This is a genomic window from Candidatus Kurthia intestinigallinarum (assembly GCF_003991225.1).
GTDB classification, from domain to species: domain Bacteria; phylum Bacillota; class Bacilli; order Bacillales_A; family Planococcaceae; genus Kurthia; species Kurthia populi.
In genome coordinates this window covers 57919-78399 of sequence record NZ_JTFC01000006.1, presented here as the reverse complement: position 1 = coordinate 78399, position 20481 = coordinate 57919, and the positions used below count along the sequence as shown (strand labels likewise).

18 protein-coding genes and 1 rRNA gene are annotated in these 20481 nt (G+C 40.4%); 7 read left to right on the top strand and 12 right to left on the bottom strand.

Going from position 1 to position 20481, the window contains the following annotated elements; translation table 11 throughout:
• From QI30_RS01545 to bcp, 5 genes are all read right to left on the bottom strand, one after another.
• A 16S ribosomal RNA gene (locus QI30_RS01545) occupies positions 1-96 on the bottom strand; the annotation flags it as partial.
• 286 nt (positions 97-382) lie between these two features.
• Positions 383-1255: a nucleotidyltransferase-like protein gene (locus tag QI30_RS01540; RefSeq protein WP_126989192.1), complete on the bottom strand. Its 873-nt coding sequence runs from the start codon at positions 1253-1255 to the stop codon at positions 383-385.
• Between the two features lie 137 nt (positions 1256-1392).
• Positions 1393-1845 (bottom strand): peroxide-responsive transcriptional repressor PerR, encoded by a 453-nt coding sequence (gene perR / locus QI30_RS01535; protein ID WP_186439696.1) that lies wholly within the window; start codon positions 1843-1845, stop codon positions 1393-1395.
• Positions 1846-2000: 155 nt separating this feature from the next.
• Entirely contained in the window at positions 2001-2945 is a 945-nt protein-coding gene (locus tag QI30_RS01530) for a D-2-hydroxyacid dehydrogenase (RefSeq protein ID WP_126989190.1), read from the bottom strand.
• Positions 2946-3416 (bottom strand): thioredoxin-dependent thiol peroxidase, encoded by a 471-nt coding sequence (bcp, locus tag QI30_RS01525; RefSeq protein ID WP_126989189.1) that lies wholly within the window; start codon positions 3414-3416, stop codon positions 2946-2948.
• Between the two features lie 105 nt (positions 3417-3521).
• Here bcp and QI30_RS01520 point away from each other — a divergent pair, with 105 nt between their 5' ends.
• Positions 3522-4628, top strand: coding sequence for an FUSC family protein (locus tag QI30_RS01520; RefSeq protein ID WP_126989188.1), 1107 nt, complete (start codon positions 3522-3524; stop codon positions 4626-4628).
• 129 nt (positions 4629-4757) lie between these two features.
• Here QI30_RS01520 and QI30_RS01515 read toward each other — a convergent pair whose 3' ends face one another.
• The 3 genes from QI30_RS01515 to mutY all read right to left on the bottom strand — a co-directional run bounded on the left by QI30_RS01515 (position 4758) and on the right by mutY (position 8400).
• Positions 4758-6503: an ABC transporter ATP-binding protein gene (locus tag QI30_RS01515; RefSeq protein ID WP_126989187.1), complete on the bottom strand. Its 1746-nt coding sequence runs from the start codon at positions 6501-6503 to the stop codon at positions 4758-4760.
• A gap of 147 nt (positions 6504-6650) precedes the next feature.
• The gene (ntdP, locus tag QI30_RS01510) at positions 6651-7220 is read right to left on the bottom strand and encodes a nucleoside tri-diphosphate phosphatase (RefSeq protein ID WP_126989186.1); all 570 of its coding nucleotides are present in this window, start codon (positions 7218-7220) and stop codon (positions 6651-6653) included.
• 115 nt (positions 7221-7335) lie between these two features.
• Positions 7336-8400, bottom strand: a complete 1065-nt coding sequence (gene mutY / locus QI30_RS01505; protein ID WP_126989185.1) for an A/G-specific adenine glycosylase — start codon at positions 8398-8400, stop codon at positions 7336-7338.
• 98 nt (positions 8401-8498) lie between these two features.
• Here mutY and QI30_RS01500 point away from each other — a divergent pair, with 98 nt between their 5' ends.
• A complete protein-coding gene (locus QI30_RS01500; protein ID WP_126989184.1) occupies positions 8499-9470 on the top strand; it encodes a metal-dependent hydrolase in 972 nt (323 codons plus the stop codon).
• Between the two features lie 419 nt (positions 9471-9889).
• Here the strand turns inward: QI30_RS01500 and QI30_RS01495 are convergent, their stop codons facing one another.
• The 3 genes from QI30_RS01495 to recX are packed head-to-tail and all read right to left on the bottom strand — an operon-like array spanning position 9890 to position 11280.
• A complete protein-coding gene (locus tag QI30_RS01495) occupies positions 9890-10153 on the bottom strand; it encodes a YfhJ family protein (RefSeq protein WP_126989183.1) in 264 nt (87 codons plus the stop codon).
• A 1-nt stretch (position 10154) separates the two neighbouring features.
• Positions 10155-10484 (bottom strand): YfhH family protein, encoded by a 330-nt coding sequence (locus QI30_RS01490; protein WP_126989182.1) that lies wholly within the window; start codon positions 10482-10484, stop codon positions 10155-10157.
• Positions 10465-11280 carry a recombination regulator RecX gene (gene recX / locus QI30_RS01485; RefSeq protein WP_126989181.1) on the bottom strand — a complete coding sequence of 272 codons (816 nt, stop codon included), beginning with the start codon at positions 11278-11280 and terminating at the stop codon, positions 10465-10467. The genes QI30_RS01490 and recX overlap by 20 nt, the downstream gene beginning before the upstream one ends.
• Positions 11281-11389: 109 nt before the next feature.
• Between recX and QI30_RS01480 the strand changes: the two genes are divergently transcribed.
• Both QI30_RS01480 and rlmD read left to right on the top strand, forming a co-directional pair.
• Positions 11390-12289 (top strand): TIGR01777 family oxidoreductase, encoded by a 900-nt coding sequence (locus QI30_RS01480; RefSeq protein ID WP_126989180.1) that lies wholly within the window; start codon positions 11390-11392, stop codon positions 12287-12289.
• Positions 12290-12379: 90 nt separating this feature from the next.
• Complete coding sequence (rlmD, locus tag QI30_RS01475) at positions 12380-13756, top strand: 23S rRNA (uracil(1939)-C(5))-methyltransferase RlmD (protein WP_126989179.1); 1377 nt, start codon at positions 12380-12382, stop codon at positions 13754-13756.
• Between the two features lie 952 nt (positions 13757-14708).
• Here rlmD and QI30_RS01470 read toward each other — a convergent pair.
• Positions 14709-15890 carry an MFS transporter gene (locus QI30_RS01470; protein ID WP_126989178.1) on the bottom strand — a complete coding sequence of 394 codons (1182 nt, stop codon included), beginning with the start codon at positions 15888-15890 and terminating at the stop codon, positions 14709-14711.
• 541 nt (positions 15891-16431) lie between these two features.
• On the opposite strand from QI30_RS01470, the gene QI30_RS20795 reads away from it, so the two are divergent.
• The 3 genes from QI30_RS20795 to QI30_RS01460 all read left to right on the top strand — a co-directional run bounded on the left by QI30_RS20795 (position 16432) and on the right by QI30_RS01460 (position 20480).
• Complete coding sequence (locus QI30_RS20795) at positions 16432-16608, top strand: SE1561 family protein (protein WP_186439695.1); 177 nt, start codon at positions 16432-16434, stop codon at positions 16606-16608.
• 166 nt (positions 16609-16774) lie between these two features.
• A complete protein-coding gene (locus QI30_RS01465; RefSeq protein WP_126989177.1) occupies positions 16775-18316 on the top strand; it encodes a fumarate hydratase in 1542 nt (513 codons plus the stop codon).
• Between the two features lie 268 nt (positions 18317-18584).
• A complete protein-coding gene (locus tag QI30_RS01460) occupies positions 18585-20480 on the top strand; it encodes a heavy metal translocating P-type ATPase (protein ID WP_126989176.1) in 1896 nt (631 codons plus the stop codon).
• The last annotated feature ends 1 nt before the right edge of the window (position 20481 follow it).

Here is a 20481-nt window from a genome sequence, read left to right as displayed (position 1 = left end):
AAATCAGAGAAGCAAGCTTCTCATCATTCGCTCGACTTGCATGTATTAGGCACGCCGCCAGCGTTCGTCCTGAGCCAGGATCAAACTCTCCATAAAAAGTGTTTGAAAGCTCATTTGCTTTGCTAGCGTTATCTTGCTTGATAACATTTTTTCGATTCAATTGAACCGAATTTATTGTGATTACATCTTGCTTGTTCAGTTTTCAAGGTTCATTTCGTTTGCCGTTATCTTAACGACTCACTTATTATATCATCATAACTTTTAAGAAGTCAACAACTTTTTTAAAAAGTTTTTTTCGTTCGTTTGTTATGTTGTGATGCCCTGTTTTTCAAGGACAAGTAATATAATACAATAGTTATTAATAACCGTCAAGCGTTTTTTATCACTTTTTTTTCACCGTATAATAACGATGGAAAACACCCGGACTCTTCGTCTCGATTCGGTCTATTTCAATATAGCCTTTCTCCACTAGAAACTCAACGAAAAATTCAAGGTTTACCGAATAGACATTTAATTCCTCATCTTCATGTAGTTGCTGTACACTCCAATGCGCTTTTTGCTTCATTACTTCTAATAGATGTTGTGCGCTCTCTTCTACACTTTCTTCTATTAACATTTTAATTATATCGAAAATTTCTAATAAGCGTTCCTTGATTTCTTTGTGACTCGTAATAAATTTCTCATAAAGATTGTACACTTCTACATTGTAGCCCTTTAATTGATTCCACACCGTCACCTCAGGATAACGGCCTTGTTGAATAATCGTTTGGCGCGCTAAATGGTGTAACACTTCAATCATATGATTGTATGCATCAAAGTAGTCACGTGCATCAAAGGATACTTTACTCTCTTCATAGCGACGAATCATTTTCGCAAACTCAACACCTAGCTTTACTTGACGTCCTTCAAAAGGATAGTTTTTGAGATTTTTCTTTAATGTATCTACATATTCATTACGATCAAATAATACCTTGCCATAAAATAACCAATCGACAATCTTCTTATTGTAGCCAACAATCAGCCACTTTTGAATTTGCTTTTCGGTAATAGTATGCATAACTGCCTTTTTATTATTATCAAATGAATAGTGTTTTGTGAAAATAGGTTTTTCATTATCCTTTGTAATAATAAAAAGCACTGTATCAAAATTGTCGGTAATCGGGCTCACTGAATCAATCTTTTCAACTAAGATAACACCTAGCGTATTTGAATCACTTGCGCGTTCCTGATAAATCGGTCGTAAATGTAAATCCATTAACTATTCTCCCCCTAAACAATTGGTCTCCATGTAGATTATAGCGTGAAATATCAAATGTCGCTATTGTTCCCTGCAAAAAAGAACAACAGGAACCGCATACTTAAATGCGATTCCTGTTGTTATCTCGTTTTAACTTATAATGCCGTCTTTACTTCTTCACTCTTCGCTTGACACTCTGGGCATGTACCGTAGATTTCCATACGGTGTGAATTGATTTCAAAATTGGTTACTTGCGCTGCTACATGCTCAACCTCGTCTAGTCCAGGATAATGGAAGTCAACGATTTTACCACATGATGAGCAAATCACATGATAGTGTTTCGATGTGATGAAATCAAAGCGACTAGCGTTATCACCATATGTTAACTCTTTTACAAGGCCCGCTTCACGGAATACTCGTAAATTGTTGTAAACTGTCGCCACACTCATATTTGGGAATTTCGATTCTAATGCTTTATAAATATCATCCGCAGTTGGATGCGTCATTGTTTCGATTAAATACTCTAAAATCGCATGACGTTGCGGAGTAATACGTACGCCCGTAGTCTTTAGCGTGTCGAGTGCATTTTTTAATTGCGTTTCAGACATCGCCATGCACCTCTTTCATACAAATTATTAATTTATAATTGTTATTAATAAGTGTACCTGTCACATGGCATTACTGTCAACTTTATTGATTAAAATGAACGATAGTCCTCTGACGAAAATGATTTAGTTTTCAATTAGCATCTATACATTCTCAATTAGTAACCTAATGTTAAATCGACAAAGTTCTCTAATTCCTCGTGATTACCGCTACGCCACTTCTCTAAATTTGGTTTAAAGATAGCGAAGCTGCGCTCTAGATAACGTGATGAATGACTTGAAACGTGTGGAGATACCGTCATATTAGGTAAATCCCATAGGGGCGAATCAACTGGTAATGGCTCTGTTTCAAAAACATCACACACAGCCGCACCAATTTTATTTTCGGTTAACGCTTCTATTAAAACGTTTGTTTCCACAAGTGAACCGCGTCCAAAATTCATAAATAGCGCGGTATCCTTCATCGCATCAAAATGCTGTGCTGTCATTAAATGCTTTGTTTCCTCCGTATCAGGTAATACAGATACGACAATATCCGCTGCTGGCAGCACGGATGTCAGTTCGTCAAAGCGTACCATTTTGTCCATATATGCCGCATCACGCCCTGAACGATTGCAACCTATTGTCGTCACATTGAATCCTTTTAAGAGACGACCAATCTCGCCGCCAATGGCACCCGGCCCAAGAATAACGGCTGTTGAGCCAAACAGTTCACGTTGCTTTAAGTTACGTTTCCACTCATGTTTTGTTTCATACTGATAGATTTGTGGCAAAGAATGGTAATGCGCTAAAATGTGCATAAGAACAGATTCAGCCATCGGTACTTTGTGAATACCGCGTACATTTGTTACTGGGATACCACGCGCCGCAATCGCTGCGTTTGGCATTTTTTCGATACCAGCAGAGGCTACCATAATCCACTGTAGGTTTTTGGCAGTCGCAATATGCGCCTCTGTCAAATCCTCACCATAGGTCACGATGATTTCAGCACGTGCTAAATCCGTATTCTCGACCGTGCGTGAAAACACAAACTCCTCATTTGGAAAACTTTTCAGTAAATCTTCTTTCAAATCTGGTCGTGGATCAAACGTAAAATAAATCATCTATTCGGCTCCTTCCCGTAGTGTTGTTAGTACTTCGGCGATATGGTCCTTCACGCGAACACTGCGCCATTCATTCACAACAGTGCCATGCTCGTCGATTAAAAAGGTCGAGCGGACAATGCCCATATATTCTTTACCAAAGTTTTTCTTTAATTGCCACACACCATAGGCTTCCGCAACTTCATGGTCTTCATCTGCTAATAATGAAAATGGTAGCTCATATTTGTCGATGAATTTTGTATGTCGTGCTGCTGGGTCCGGGCTCACACCAACTACAACAGCATTTAAATCTGAAAAATCTGCGTGTGCATCACGAAAATCACATGCTTCTGTCGTACATCCTGGTGTCATATCTTTCGGGTAAAAATAAAGAATGACCTTTTTCCCTGCAAAATCGCTTAAAGAGATGCGCTCACCCTGTTCATTTGGTAATGTAAAGCTTGGCGCTTTTTTGCCAACTAAGTTTGTCATATTAAAAAACCCCCTTTTCTTTATTGTAACAAGTTCCTTTAAGCAATGCTTGAAACATGTTAAAGTACAACTATATTGAATGAAAGAGAGGTTGCCATTTCAACAATGAAATTAGGTGCCCGTATATTAAAAACCGGCGTTGCCATCGTCTTCGCCTTTTATTTAGCTGAATGGCTCCACTTGCCATCACCTATCTTCGCTGGTATCGCCGCTATTTTTGCGATTCAGCCATCGATTTATCGCTCGTATAAAACAATTATCGAGCAAATACAAGGGAATGTCATTGGAGCTGTCAGCGCAGTTGTGTTCGCGTCCATTTTTGGGGTAGAACCAGTCGTTGCTGGCTTTGCCGTTATCGTAACACTATTAATCATGATGAAATTAAAGTTGACCAGCAGTGTTTCATTAGCACTTGTGACCGTCATCGTTATTATGGAAGGTCAAAAAATCGAAGCCTTTGATGAATTTTTATTATTCGCAGTCATTCGTTTCACAACGGTGATGATTGGGGTGCTTGCTGCCTTTATCGTCAACCTTGTATTCCTACCACCCAAATATGAAACACGGTTATTTGCCTCAACAAAATATTTACAAGATGACATTACACGTTGGATACGCCTTGCTGTGCGCCAAGCATCCGAGCATACATCAACAAAACAATCCGTGCGTACATTACGTGGTCATCAAAAAAAGCTCGACCAAATTTATACACTTTATAAAGAAGAGCGTACGTATACGAAAAAGGCCCTGTTCGCCAAAAAGCGTAAACTCGTCATTTATCGTCAAATGCTTATTACAACGAATAAAAGTTTAGAAACGCTAAATCGTCTGTTCATTCATGAAAATGAACTTGCGAATATGCCCGAACGCTTCCATATTATGATTCAGGAGCGCCTCGACTTCTTATCTACTTACCATGAGCAACTATTTTTAAAATACACTGGTAAGCTAAAGTCGCATCATACGACCTGGATTGGCCAGGATGAATTTTTACAACGTAATGAAATCATGGATATATTCGCAGACTATGTCGTCGAGCAGCATGAGCGAGAGGGTGATGAGGAATTTTCAAGCTATCACCTGCTTCACATTTTATCTCGTATTTTAGATTATGAAGAAAATTTAGAGCATCTCGATACACTTATTACGGCATATCAGGCATATCATTCAAGTGAATTATTAACTGAACGTGATGAAGATAATATTTTGTAATTAAAGAAGCTTAAAACAACCGCTCCTGTGAGCATAAAAAAAACCGGAATCGCGCGATGGCGCGGTTCCGGTTTTTCGTTTTAAACGCTAAAAAAAGGACCATGACATGCTTTGTTCCAGTCTCTTTTTTTAATCTAATTTTTGAACATTGAATAAATCATGATAAATTCCTGACTTACTCATTAGCTCTGCATGAGTACCACGTTCTTTTAATTCCCCGTGGTCAATCACAATAATTTGGTCTGCATGTGTAATCGTGGATAAACGGTGCGCCACAATTAAAGTCGTACGATTATGCGCCAAACGGTCGAGTGATTCTTGAATCAATGCCTCGCTCTCTAGATCAAGCGCTGAGGTCGCTTCGTCTAAAATTAAAATCGGCGGATTTTTAAGGAATACACGTGCAATCGCTACACGCTGCTTTTGTCCCCCTGATAATTTCACACCGCGCTCCCCAACTGGCGTATCATAGCCCTCGGGTAAATTCATAATGAAGTCATGTGCATTAGCAGCTTTTGCGGCCGCAATCATATCTTCATCTGTTGCAAAAGGATTCCCCATTAAGATATTTTCACGTACAGAGTCACTAAATAAAATATTTTCCTGCTGCACAATACCAATTTGACCACGTAATGTTTCAAGCGTCACATCACGTACATCATGCCCATCGATTTTAATGCTACCTGAGAGGACATCGTAAAAACGTGGAATCAAGCTAATAATCGTTGATTTCCCGCCACCACTCATGCCGACGAATGCCGCCGTTTGTCCTGGCTGAATCGAGAAGTCAATATTACTTAGCACATTACGCCCCTCATCGTTATAGCGGAACGACACATCATTAAAGGTAACCTGCCCTTTTACAGGAGGGAGCGCAATGGCGTCAGCTTTATTTTCAATATCGTACTTTTCATCAAATAACTCAAACATACGGTCCATTGAGGCAACCGACTGTGTCAGTGTTGTCGATGAATTGACTAAACGACGAAGTGGGTTGTACAGCATATCGATATAACCGATAAATGCGGCCATCGTACCAATCGTAATATTACCTTGAATCACATGATACCCGGCATAACCAAGTACCGCGACTGGCGCTAATCCCGTAATCGTATTCACAACCGCGAATGTATAGGCATTCCAGCGCGTTTGTGCTAAAGCTTTATTTAAGAAATTGCCGTTTGTTTCAGCAAAGATGCCTTGCTCATGTTTTTCAAGCGTAAAGCTTTTAATAATATTCATGCCTTGCACACGCTCATGTAAATAGCTTTGTACACCAGCTAATGCTTTTGAACGCTCACGTGTTAACGCACGTAATTTTGTAAAGAAATATTTTACACTAATCATATAAAACGGTAGTGCAATTAATGTAATCAATGTTAACTTCACATCAAGCATCATCATGATACCTATCGCAATAACGACCGTTACAAGGTCAATCCAAATATTCATTAACCCCGTCATGACGAATTCTTTCGTTTGTTCAACATCATTAATCGTACGAGAAATGACATCGCCGACACGGTTATTTGAATAAAACTTTAATCCTAGCTTTTGCAGGTGCGCATACAACTTCGTACGGATATCGTACAAAATACGGTTGCTGACACGCTGTGCAAAATATTGACGGAAAAACTCGACAGGTGGGCGGATAACAAAGAATAAAATAGCAACAATGCCAATACACCACGCGAGACCTTCCATTTGTTGTGCTTTCGTTAGCTCATCGGCACCGATAATATCATCGATAACAATCTTCATGATAAACGGTGTCGCCATCGGAATTAAGAACTTCAAAACCCCGATTAAAAACGTAATGACGATATCCCATTTATATGGCCAAACGAACTGCATGTAACGCTTCATACTGCCCATGCGCTTCAGATCCTTTCGTCAAAAATGCGAGATTCATTGTAGCATATATCCATGGATTTTTTTACTAAATCGACTCAGAAAAACAAAAAAGGAACGGTCCCCACCGTGTGAGACAGCTCCTTTTTTCCACCAAAACAGCTTATGGTGTTAATCATGTTCTGGATTTTGTTGCTTTTTTTCATCGTTTAATTGGCGTTGGAACTTAAAGCGATTTGTCCATGCTTCAATGAAGTCAGGCGCAAATGGACCACGACGTTGTTCCACCCACTGGATTAGCTTTTGTAAATTTGCTTTTAAAATACTATCGATAACTTGTGGGTAATTCATCAATTGGCGATGCTCTTCGTACTCATCCTCATCAAGAAGTGTATACGACATATCTGGAAAGACCTTAACATCTAAATCATAATCAATATATTTTATTGCGTTGTGATCGAATACAAACGGCGAACTCATATTACAATAATAATAAACGCCATCTTCTCTTAGCATACAAATAATGTTATACCACAATTCCGAATGAAAATACGTAATTGAAGGCTCCCTCGTCAACCATGTTCGGCCATCCGATTCGGTAACGAGTGTGCGTTCATTTGCTCCGATGATCACTTTATTTGTACTTTTTAGTACCATCGTTTCTTGCCATACGCGGTGAATGCGGCCATTGTGCTTATAACTATGTATTTGTACGATTTCCCCTACTGCTGGAATCGCCATTACAAGCCCCACCTTTGTAAGCACTCATAAAAAAGTGCTTTTGTAACATTATAACAATCCTACAAACAAAGGTGTAGTTAAAAACTGCGATTATCCCGAAAATCCATTGAATTTTTTACAATTTTTGGCGTTCAATACGATATTGTGCTAAAAATTTCTGCATCGATACAGAAAGCGGTAATTTTTCAACCTCGTCTAGTGTCAGCCACGCCGAACGTTCTGGCGGTTCTTCTACATCAGTTGCACGTAGTATATAGCCATCCATCTGCCACACAAGATGTGAAAATACATGTTTTAGTGGCATCAAATGATCTTTACCAGCAAGTTCAAAATGATACATTTCCGCCATAACGCTATCCGTCACAACATCTTTCTTCACTTCGACCATCGGAAACTGCCACATATTCGCAAGTAGGCCTGTTTCTGGACGTTGCTCCATTAAAATACGTCCCTGTTCGTCCTCGACGATAAACACATCATACGGAATTTTTTTCGTTTTCACTTTTTTCGTCTTCACCGGCAGTTTTTCCGGCTCCCCTTCATGAAAGGCTGTACAATAATCGCGCACCGGACAAAGTAGACAGCTTGGTGATGTCGGTGTGCAAACCATCGCCCCGAGCTCCATTAATCCTTGATTAAAAGCAGATGGATTATCATAGTCAATGAGCTCCATGACCGCGCGTTCAAATGTTTTTTTCGTTTTCGGTAGCGCAATATCCTCATCAATCATTAAGACACGACTTAATACACGCATGACATTGCCATCGACTGCATGCTCTGGCACACCATAGGCAATACTGAGTACAGCCCCTGCTGTGTATGGACCGACGCCCTTTAATGTTGAAATTTCTTCGCGGGTCTTTGGTACAACACCACCATAATTTTCGACTACTTCTCGTACACCCGCTTGTAAATTACGAACGCGTGAATAATAGCCAAGGCCCTCCCATTGCTTCAAGAGAAATTCCTCATTGGCATCAGCTAGTGCTTGTGCTGTCGGGAACTTTTCTAAGAAATTTTCGTAGTATGGAATGACCGTATCAACACGTGTTTGCTGTAGCATTACTTCTGAAACCCAGATTTTATATGGGTCGGTTGTATGACGCCACGGCAAGTCTCGTTTTTCACGGTTAAACCATTCAACAAGTGCTTTTTGAAATTGTTTCGTATAACGATACAAATCGTTTCCCCCTCATTTATTGCTCGTAGAAACGAGTAAAATATTGTAAAATAGAACTATAATGTAATGATTGAAATTGGCACTAAGGAGCTGATTTTTTGGATACAGGTACACACTTAGTTATGAGTGTCGCCATCAGTGGACTTGCGCTAGCGGACCCTGTCGTCGCATCGCACCCTGCAACATTTGCAGCCGTTGCAACCGGGATTATCCTCGGCTCACAAGCGCCCGATATCGACACCATTTTGAAATTACGCAATAACGCCGTTTATATTCGCCATCACCGCGGTATTACGCATTCCATTCCGGCCGTTATTATATGGCCGTTGCTTATTACACTTGTTCTGCATTTATTATTCCCTTCTGCAGATGCCCTCCACGTATGGATTTGGGCATTCGGTGCAGTCGGGCTTCACGTGTTTGTCGACATTTTTAATGCGTACGGAACCCAGGCAGTGCGCCCATTCTCCAAAAAATGGGTGGCGCTGGGCATCATCAACACATTTGACCCGATTATTTTCGGCTTACATGTTGTAGCGATTGCCGCATGGGCGTTCGGTGCCCCACCCGTTCCGACGATGGCAACACTCTATATCGTCCTTATCGGCTATTACCTCGTACGCATTTGGCTACACCGAGCCGTTATTACCGCTGTCGAAAATACCGTACCCGATGCAGAAGAAGTTATTTTATCACCTACACGCTACTTTTTACAGTATCGTGTAGCCGCAAACTCCAAAACACATCATTATGTTGGACGCGCATATGGCCGCTCCATCACAATTTACGATAAATTTAAAATTGAGCCATTACCAAAAACGCCTTTATTTGATGCAGTCTTAAAAGATGAAAACTTTAAATCTTTCGTGTCCTTCTCCCCTATTTATCGCTGGGAGATGCGCATGCTAAAAAATGGCCTACAAGAAATTCGTCTCATCGATTTGCGCTACCGTAGTAATAATCGATATCCATTCGTAGCTGTCGCACATGTCGATGAAGAGTATAACATCGTTCGGTCATACACAGGCTGGATCTTCAGTGAAGAAAAACTACAAAGCAAATTAATTTAATCATAAGTGATGAAAACACCGTTTAGTGCTGACGGGCGTTTATAATTCCTGACAAGCGGCGTTCTTCGTCGCGTCGGAAGGAACGAAACGACCCGAAGCACTGGTGTTTGAATCCGGATAATCATAAGTGATGAAAGCGCTCGTTTAACTCCGATGGGCATTTATAGCTCTCGACAAGTGACTCTTTTTGTCACGTCGGAGAGAGCGAAATGACCCGAGGAGTTAGCGCTTGAATCCGGATAACACTAAGTGATGAAAGCGCTCGTTTAACTCCGATGGGTCCCCGGTAGATAGGGGCCCTGGTAAACGTAGCTGATCTTCCATCACAAACCTACGAGACTTCTTTGACTAGAGGTCTCGTTTTTTCATGCTTCAAAAAAAGGCATGGTGCTAAGAATTGCTTCCCAGCGCCAGCCCGATTATTCTACATCATCTAATAAATGTGCATATTTTGGATTTCGACCCGCAAATGCATGGATGTCGCGACCATAGCTTTGAATCCATTGACGAATAATACGCTCAGTCATTTCCATTCCTTTATAGTCGTAACCAGCCTTCGCATATGTCGATTCGAAGTCACTCCATAAAAGCTCAATCCATACACGTGCCTTCGCTTGCGATAGCTGGCTTGCCTCTACTAACACTTCTGTTAATTCCGCTACTTTTTGTTCGATTTCTTGCATATTAGAACATCTCCCCAGCTGGTACAAGCATCGCAATTGGAATGGCTTCTTCTTCCACATGCCCGCCTAAGCGGTAACCCCATGCATAGACACCTTTTAAGTAATCGACTTTAAAGAACACACCCGGGTCACCCTCGACACGATAAATTTCGCCCGCTTTAAAATCTGCAGGGTCTAATAAAAAGGAACTTGCTAAAATTGCTTTACGTTCATAAACTGCAAATTCATTAATGATGCCCAGTTGCTCCGCTTTACGGGCTTTTTCTTTTAATAAACCAATCTCTGTGCGCAGTTCCGCTTCCGTCATTTCGCTATACTTCTTCATTTTCATTCTCCTTTTGTTCAATAAATGCCTCTATAATTTCACCGGGAAACCCTTTTTGGTACAATGCCTGCTTAACCTTCATATGGAGGTCATAGCCAGTAAACTTCGACGCATATTTCTTCCACGCCTTCTCGCCCTGCCCTTCAAGCATCGCGGACCAATCGTCTTCTTCCGTTGTAAAATCTAATTTCGCAATCGCCTGTTCAATAATCCCAAAGCTATAGCCTTTTCGCAAGAGGAAATCTTGAATCTTCTGTTTTTGCTGCATCGGTGTTTTTCGCGATTCTTGACGCTGTTTTTTCTCCGCTAATTCATACGCGAGCTGAAGTTGCTCCCCTTCATCAAACTCTCCAAGTGCCTGCTGCTGCGTTTTTTCATCGATTCCCTTACGTTTTAGCTCCTGCTGAATCGCACGCGGCCCTTTTTTCATCGTATTCTTTTTCGTTTCAACAAAGGCACGTGAAAATTCCGCATCATTTAAAAAGCCAAGTCGTACTAATTTTTGAATCGCCTCTTGAATAACTGCTTCACCAAATTCTGCGTCACGTAGCTTTTTACGCACTTCCTCTTCACTGCGCATTTGATAAGTCAAATACGATAAGCCGCGATTAAATGCACGCGCTACTTCATCTTCAAAGGCGATGTCACCAAGTGTCCATTCATCTAGCACTTTTCCTTTTGTGAGGCCGTACTGCACGAGAATCTTTTCATCGACACTAAACGAATATTCTTCATTTAAGAAAATATTGTAGCGCTCTTCATTTCGCTTTTGTCGTGTAATCTTCGTAATGACTTTCGGCATACGTAGCAACCCCTTTCTTTTGATAGTATACCTGTTTTCAGTTGAAACTTCACGGGCATACACTTAATAATAGAACTAAGTAAATGAAACATTAAAGGAGGATTTTTTCATGAAGATTGCGATTACTGGAGGCACTGGTCTCGTTGGCTCTACCTTAACAAAATTATTAAAATCTCATGGGCATGACATTGTGATTTTAACGCGTGGCAATAACGATTCAAAAGATGGTATTGAATACGTACAGTGGCTTGTTGATGATGCACAGCCTGAACTTTATTTAAATGATGTTGATGCATTTGTAAATTTAGCTGGTGTATCGTTAAATGAAGGCCGCTGGACAGATGAGCGAAAAGCGGCGATTTATAATAGTCGCCAAGAAGCAACAAATGAAGTGCTACGCCTTATTCGTGTACTAGAGGAAACACCAAAAACATTGGTCAATGCGAGTGCTGTTGGGATTTACCCTACATCACTCGACGCTGAATATACCGAAGCTTCCGATGAGCAAGCCCATGATTTCCTCGGTAAAACGGTTAAGATGTGGGAAGGGCTCGCAGATCAAGCAACAGAGGAAGGCGTTCGTGTCGTCAAAACGCGCTTCGGTGTCATTTTCGATCAGGAAGCTGGCGCATTCCCGCTTATCGCGACGCCTTATAAATATAATGTTGGTGGCAAGCTTGGCGATGGCATGCAGTGGGTATCATGGGTACATGTAGAAGATGTTGCGCGTGCGCTGGCATTTTGTTTAATGAATGAGGATGTAAAAGGTGTTGTAAACGTCACAGCCCCTTATCCGGTTCGCATGAAACAAATTGGGGATTTCATCGCCGAAGCACTTAATAAGCCTAACTGGTTGCCTGTCCCAGAAGCTGCACTTAAGCTCGCACTTGGCGAGAAAAGCCAGCTCGTATTAGAAGGTCAAAAAGTATTACCTACCGTTTTAAGTGACTATGATTTTGATTTCAATTATCCAACGATTACAAAAGCACTTCAGCAACTACTGCGTTAAAACTTCTGCTAGATGGCAGAAGCTTTTCTTTTATTCAAGTCGGCGTTTCGTTATAATGGAGAAATGAATTTAGAAAAGGACGTGTCCATCTTGCAACAACAAACTATTATGTCAGTCGGAAAACGGATTCCACTGAACATTAAAAAACTCGGTATTAACGGCGAAGGGATTGGTTACTACAAACGTAACATCGTTTTCGTACCTGGTGCTATTACAGGCGAAGAAGTATATATCGAACTAACAAAAGTCGCGCGCGGTTATTCAGAAGGTAAAATTATAAAAGTACAAAAACGTTCAAAACATCGTACGACACCACCATGTCCTGTATATGATGAATGTGGCGGTTGCCAATTACAGCATATGAAATACGATATGCAGCTAAAAGCGAAACGTGACATTGTCGCACAATCATTAGCTAAATACGTGAAAGATGGCGCAAAAAAAATCGACCTACGCCCAACAATCGGTATGGATGACCCTTGGAATTATCGTAATAAGAGTGCCTTCCAAGCACGTCAATCTGGCGATAAAGTATTAGCAGGTCTATATGCAGAAAACAGCCATAAGCTACTAGATATTGAAGACTGTGCTGTACAACATCCAATGACGGCGAAAATGACGACAAAAGTAAAACGCATTATGCAAGAGCTTCAAATTCCTGCATATAATGAAAAAACAAATCGTGGTACAGTACGTACAATTGTTGTGCGTACAGGCGTCAATACAGGTGAAACACAAATCGTTTTCGTCACAACGAAGAAAAACTTCGATCAAAAAGACGAGCTTGTTGAACGCGTAAAAGCATTGGATTCAAAAATCGTTTCAATCGTTCAAAATGTTAAAGAAGATAGCTCACCACTTATTTTCGGTGACCAAACGATTGTGTTAGCTGGTAAAGAAACGATTCGCGAAAAACTTGGTGAATACGCATTTGATTTATCAGCACGCGCATTCTTCCAACTGAATCCAACACAAACGGTTCACCTATACAATCAAATTAAAAAAGCAGCGAAATTAACAGGTAAAGAATCCATCGTTGATGCTTACTGTGGCGTTGGTACAATCGGTCTTTGGTTATCAAAAGGTGCGAAAGAAATCCGCGGTATGGATATCATTCCTGAATCAATTGTCGATGCGAAGAAAAACGCGAAAAAATATGGTGTTGAAAATGCGACGTATGTTCAAGGTACGGCAGAGCATTGGTTAGAGGAATGGCGTTTAGACGGCTATGTGCCAGACGTTGTGACAGTCGATCCTCCACGCACCGGTTTAGACGACAGCTTCATCGAGACGATGTTAGTCATCCGTCCAGAACGTATCGTCTACACTTCTTGTAATCCATCAACACTTGCAAAAGATTTAGCTCAGTTAATGGAGCTATACCAGGTTGAGTATATTCAACCTGTTGACATGTTCCCTCAAACAGCGCATGTCGAAAGCGTTACATTACTAACATTGAAAAAATAAACGTTCAAAGACAATCATCTAATGGTGATTGTCTTTTTTGTATCGTTTTTCAGAAATGGCTGATAACATCAGAAAGCGTGTTTTGACTACAACATAGTTGAAAATAAGTGCCAAAGCAGGGCTAATTACGGGGTGAAAAATCTAGATTTATCATGTATCATGCAAAAAGCTGTCAACAAAAATTTTTATTTATGATTTTTCCGCATATCGTTATTATTTTTAAAGATGCCAAATGGCTAATTACAGCCCAAAATACGCAAAAATCGGTCTGTTTCCGTTCTCTGACGGATGTTTTTTGTCTGAAAAGAATATGCTAAAAAAAGGAGCTGTCATTTATTCGATTCATCGAAAAATGCGCCACGCAGCGCTCTATCTTAGCCAAATCTATGTGTTGAAATCTCCCTTTAGAACCCGAAAACGAGCAAAACGGGGCAAAAATGGGGTTTTTCTACCCCTACTTTGCCCCTTTTCACCTACAGTGCTATGCAAAGTTATCATAACTATCGCCATAAAAATTGTATTTATTTTAGAATTATTTACACTTCAGCAAATAAGTAGCCTTTCTCTAGCCCTATCCACTTAGGTCCGACACTTATTTTTTAATATGTCGTAGCCAAAAGCCGCTCCTTGGGCTCATACGTGATTTCTAATAAATGATTTTATCCAAAAAGGCAGCGCGCCTTTTATTAATTTAATTTAAACGGAAGTGCGAAATTTGACTCGTTAATTGCTCAGATAAATCTCGTAGGAAATCACTTGCCGCTGTCATTTCTTCAATTGCTGCGTACTGTTCCTGTGCAAGGCCTGCTACTTGTTGTGTTTGCTGTGTTGTGTTATCTGAAGCATTACTAATTTGATCAATTGATTCGCTTACTTGCTGTGTACTTGTAGCGATTTCTTCTGATTTAATTATTATTTTATTTCTCCATATAAAAAAAGAATTTTGATAGTATCAAAATCCTTTTTGATTATTTATTCTTTTTTTACGGCCACCAAGTGAAATAATAACGAATACAGTAAATAATAGCAGTGCTACGAGTAGTAAATAGCTCATCGTCGCATGCTCTACAAAGGCGCCACCTAAAAATGGACCTGTCAAACTACCAACACTAAAGAAAATACTACATAGTAAATTACCCGTTGGTAGTAATTCCTTCGGCGTTAAATCTGTCATAAACGAAATGCCTAATGAAAACATCGAGCCGCAACACATGCCCGCAAGCAAGAAGGCGACAAATACGAACCATTGGTAGGATTCTAAAAAGCTTCCAATTAAAAACATAGTACCGCCGCCAAGCAACCCAAATGTAATAACTTTATAACGTCCAATACGGTCCCCAAGTGTTCCAAATGGTACCTGCGTTATAATACCGCCAATCGCAAAGGCGGATAAAATAAGCGACACCACGGATACATCAAATTCACGACGTAGTGCATACACTGGGAAAATGGCATTTAGCGATGATTCTAAAAAGCCATAAACAAGCGGCGGTAAAAAGGCAATCCATGCATAACTCAGCGTTTTTTTATAACGATGCCACACATTTGAATTAGCACTTTTTACATCAATTGGTTCTGGCTTATCATTTTTCAATGTAAACACAAGCGCCCATGATACGAGGCAAAGTACTGTCGACACGATAAATGGTAGTGCCTCAGCAATATTAACAAGTGGCACTAATAACGGTCCAATTGCAAAACCAACACCGAAGGATAAGCCATAAATCGCAATGCTTTTACCAAGCGTTTCGGGACGAGCGGTACTTGTAATCCACGTTTGTGATGCAAAGTGAAGCGCATTGTCCCCGACACCGATGAAGAGGCGTAAAATAAACCAAAATAATAAGCTCTTCCATAATGGGAATAGCATTAGCGAGATGAGTACAATAGCGCCACCCGTTAAAATAACAGGTTTGTAGCCAAATTTACGCAAAGGTTTTTCGATGAAGGGCGAAATCAGTAAGGTCCCTAAATATAAGCCTGTCGCATTTAAGCCATTAAGTGATGAAGATACGCCGTCTCGTTCAAAAATAACGGAAATAAGCGGGAGCAACATGCCTTGTGAAAAGCCTGAGATCGACACGATGGCAACGAGCACCCAAAAACGTCTTTTTGCATATGTATCTTGTTGCACGAGGTTGTTCCCCTTTCAAAATATGAATTCAACCTACTATAACAAAATTTAAGGCATAGAAAAAGACTCAGATACATCTACAACGTAGGAGTTCTGAGTCTTGTTAACTTTTTATCATATTCATTTGTTATTAAACGTAGTTCCCGGCAAATGGATAGGAAGATAAGTGTTTTACCGACAACGGGGTTTAATGTACCTCCTTTATTTTACGATTATCAATACTGAGCGCCCTATAATTTAGCTGTGTCATCACGTAGTGTGCTAATTGAACGGTTATTGGATACTTGGAAGAGGTTTCCTTGTTCAGGTCTTACAATTCTACGCGGTGTCACCTAGAAAAGGGCATCCATTTATCAGATTTACTATCGTCTGTATCCTCCTTCCCTTAATCGTTAAAAGAATAATACCACAAGATATTAATTTTGTAAACATTTCAAATAGTCAGATTATTAAAATCCTCATTTTGTCCTACGTTCATTTGTTCGACATTGAATTCTCCCTCTTTTTCCGTTATGCTAAGGCTAACTAACGGAGGTGCCGAATGAAACCAATCTCAAATAAAGATCAGCAAGTACAGTACTTGAAAGGTCGTTTACAAATGTTTGTCGAAGTGTTAGATTCAATTGAACCTGAAACAACGGAATTAGAAGATATCGATCGTTTAATTTCGATGGTTGATGATTTAGAGGAAAAAGTAAAGCAATTTAAATCCCGCTAGTCACGATTAGAGTCACTTATTATAAGTGGCTCTTTTTTTATATGAGAAATTATTTACGTCCTCTTTCTGTTTAGGTACATTATTTTCTGTATCGCTATTCTATCTTTCTACTTTGTCCTATATAATGAAGGAGACTATGTCACTTTATTTTTGAGGGGGATTTCTAATGAACTTAGAAACGTTAGAACAAAGCGTCTATGACTTAATTACAGAGACGTCAACAAACTTACCGAAGGATGTACGCCGTGCTGTAAAGCGTGCAAAAGAAGCGGAAAACGCAGGTACGCGTGCAGCGATGAGCTTAGACACAATCGCGAATAACATCTTTATGGCGGATGACAATGTGTCACCAATTTGCCAAGATACTGGTTTACCAACATTTAAAGTAAAAACTCCTGTTGGCGTGAACCAAATCGAGATCAAAAAAATCATTAAAGATGCGATTGCACGTACGACGGGCGATGCAAAATTACGTCCAAACGCAGTAGATTCTTTAACTGGTAAAAACTCAGGCGATAACCTAGGCGAAGGGTTACCTGTCGTGAAGTTTGAACAATGGGAAAAAGATTATATTGAAATGAAGCTTATCCTTAAAGGTGGCGGCTGTGAAAACAAAAACATTCAATATAGCCTACCATGCGAACTTGAAGGTTTAGGCCGCGCTGGTCGTGACCTAGATGGTATCCGTAAATGTATTCTTCATTCTGTATACCAAGCACAAGGCCAAGGCTGTTCTGCTGGTTTCATCGGTGTAGGTATCGGTGGCGACCGCGCTTCTGGTTATGATCTTGCGAAGGAGCAATTATTCCGTTCTTTAGATGATACGAATGCAAATGAGGACTTAGCAAAATTAGAAGATTATATCGTAGAAAAAGCCAATACACTTGGTATCGGTACTATGGGCTTCGGCGGTGAGGCGACATTACTTGGTTGTAAAATTGGCGTCATGCACCGTATTCCAGCGTCATTCTACGTATCTGTCGCTTACAACTGTTGGGCTTTCCGCCGCATGGCAATCGACATCAGCCCTGAAACTGGCGAAATCTTAAACTGGCACTACCAAGAAGGCGAAAAAATCGACTTCGCAGAAGCAGCAGCTGCAGCGAAATCAAATGACAAGCCAGACAATAAAATGGTTGAGCTTGTAGCCCCAATTACAGAAGAAAAAATTCGTTCACTTCAAGTTGGTGATGTCGTGAAAATTAGCGGCCGTATGTATACAGGTCGTGATGCAATCCATCATCACTTAATGAGCCACGACGCGCCTGTTGATTTAAATGGCCAAATTATTTATCACTGTGGTCCTGTAATGGCGAAAGATGAGAATGAAAACTGGACAGTAAAAGCAGCTGGTCCAACAACATCAATTCGTGAAGAACCTTACCAAGGCGATATCATGAAAAAATTCGGTATCCGCGCTGTTATCGGTAAAGGCGGTATGGGTCCGAAAACATTAAAAGCACTTGAAGAACATGGTGGCGTTTACTTAAATGCTATCGGTGGTGCGGCACAGTACTATGCTGACTGTATCAAATCAGTTGATGGCGTAGACTTAATGGAATTTGGTATTCCTGAAGCAATGTGGCACTTAGGTGTCGAAGATTTTACAGCCGTTGTAACAATGGATTCTCACGGTAATTCATTACATGCAGATGTTCAAAAATCATCTGTTGAAAAATTAGCACAATACGCTGAAAAAGTATTTTAATCCCGATTTAATCATAAGAAGCTAGTAGAATTCTCTTCTACTAGCTTCTTTTTTATTGTAAATGATAACCAATTGCAACGTTCACAATTCCTATCATTTTTTATGAAAATTTAAGTAAACGCACTTCCAAAGTACCCTCCTCTATGTTATACTAATTTTAACTTTAGAATGATTCTAAATAAGGAATTTAAAAAACGAATAAAACTTCTATAATAAAAGGTTTATATAGTTTAATTGATAGCGATTTTCATTATCAGGAGGAATGTATATGAATACTACAAATGAGAATAATAATCATTTAATTGAGAAATTAAAGGAACATATCGAATTAATTGCTGCCGTTGTAGCAGGTATCCTCATTGCCATTGCTTGGTTTACAACACGCGATGAAATGACGAGCGTCGGCATTGTCCTTTACTTACTAGCCTTCTTAATTGGTGGCTTTGCAAAAGCAAAAGAAGGCGTCGAAGAAACGATTGCCAATAAGGAACTGAATGTTGAATTCCTTATGATTCTTGCGGCGATTGGCTCTGCGGTAATTGGTTACTGGACAGAGGGCGCCATTTTAATTTTCATCTTCGCATTGAGTGGCGCACTTGAAACGTATGCGATGAATAAATCCCATAAAGAAATTTCTGCATTAATGGATATGCAGCCGGAAGAGGCTTGGTTAGTGCTAGCAGATGGTTCACTCGAACGCGTGAAAGTTGACACATTACAAGTTGGCGATGTTGTGATGATCAAACCGGGTGAGCGTATTCCAACAGATGGTGTCATCGCAGACGGCGCGACTTCTATTGATGAAGCAGCGATTACAGGTGAATCTATCCCCGTTTCTAAATTTGCAGGCGACGACGTATTCGCCGGGACTGTCAATATGACCGGTGCTGTGAAAATGACGATGACAAAGCCAAGCTCTGAGTCATTATTCCAAAAGATTATCGACCTTGTACAATCTGCACAAAGTGAAAAATCACCATCTCAACAATTTATCGAGCGCTTTGAAGGTACGTATGTAAAAGTCGTATTAATCGCAGTTGGCTTAATGTTATTCGTCCCTCATTTCGTATTAGGTTGGGACTGGACTACAACATTCTACCGTGCAATGGTGTTACTTGTTGTTGCTTCTCCTTGTGCTCTTGTTGCAGCAATTATGCCAGCAACCTTATCAGCCATTTCAAATGGCGCACGTAACGGGGTTCTATTCAAAGGTGGCTTACACATTGAACATTTAAGTGTTTTACAAGCAGTCGCATTTGATAAAACCGGTACATTAACACAAGGGAAACCCGTCGTGACGGACTTTATCGTGCGTGACGGTCTAGATGAAAAACAAACGCTTAGTATGCTTGCAGGTATTGAATATAACTCTAATCACCCATTAGCTGTAGCGATTACAGCCTATGCGAAACAACAGGACGTATCGTTTGCTAATGCCACAATTAAAGATATTCCTGGCTATGGTCTTGAAGCGACGATTGATGATGTCTTTTATAAAGTAGGGAAAATGGATTTTGTTGGACGTGAGGCGGCGATGCAATTCGCGAACGGGGCCGCTCCACTACTCGCTGAGGAAGGTAAAACCGTCATCTTCATGGCAGATGCGCAAGGAATCGTCGCGATGGCAGCGATGAAGGATACGGTTCGTGAAGAGGCAAAACAAGCCATTGCTCAGTTGAAAGAACTTGGCATTCATACGATTATGCTAACTGGTGATAATGAAAAAACAGCAAAAGCCATCGCAAAAGAGGCTGGCGTTGAAAGCTATATTGCCGAATGCTTACCAGAAACAAAAGTTGCGCATATTAAAGAATTAATGTCGAAATATAAATTTGTCGGTATGGTCGGCGATGGCATTAATGATGCCCCTGCCCTTGCGACTGCGACAACAGGGATTGCAATGGGTGAAGGGACAGACGTCGCACTTGAAACAGCTGATGTTGTCCTAATGAAAAATGATTTATCAAAAATTTCATATGCGGTGAAAGTAGCACGTAAAATGCAGCGTATTGTGAAGCAAAATATTATTTTTGCTATCAGTGTGATCATGCTATTGATCGCCTCAAACTTCCTACAAGTAGTGGACCTTCCACTCGGTGTTATCGGGCATGAAGGTAGTACGATTCTCGTTATTTTAAACGGCTTACGTATGCTACGCTTGTAAT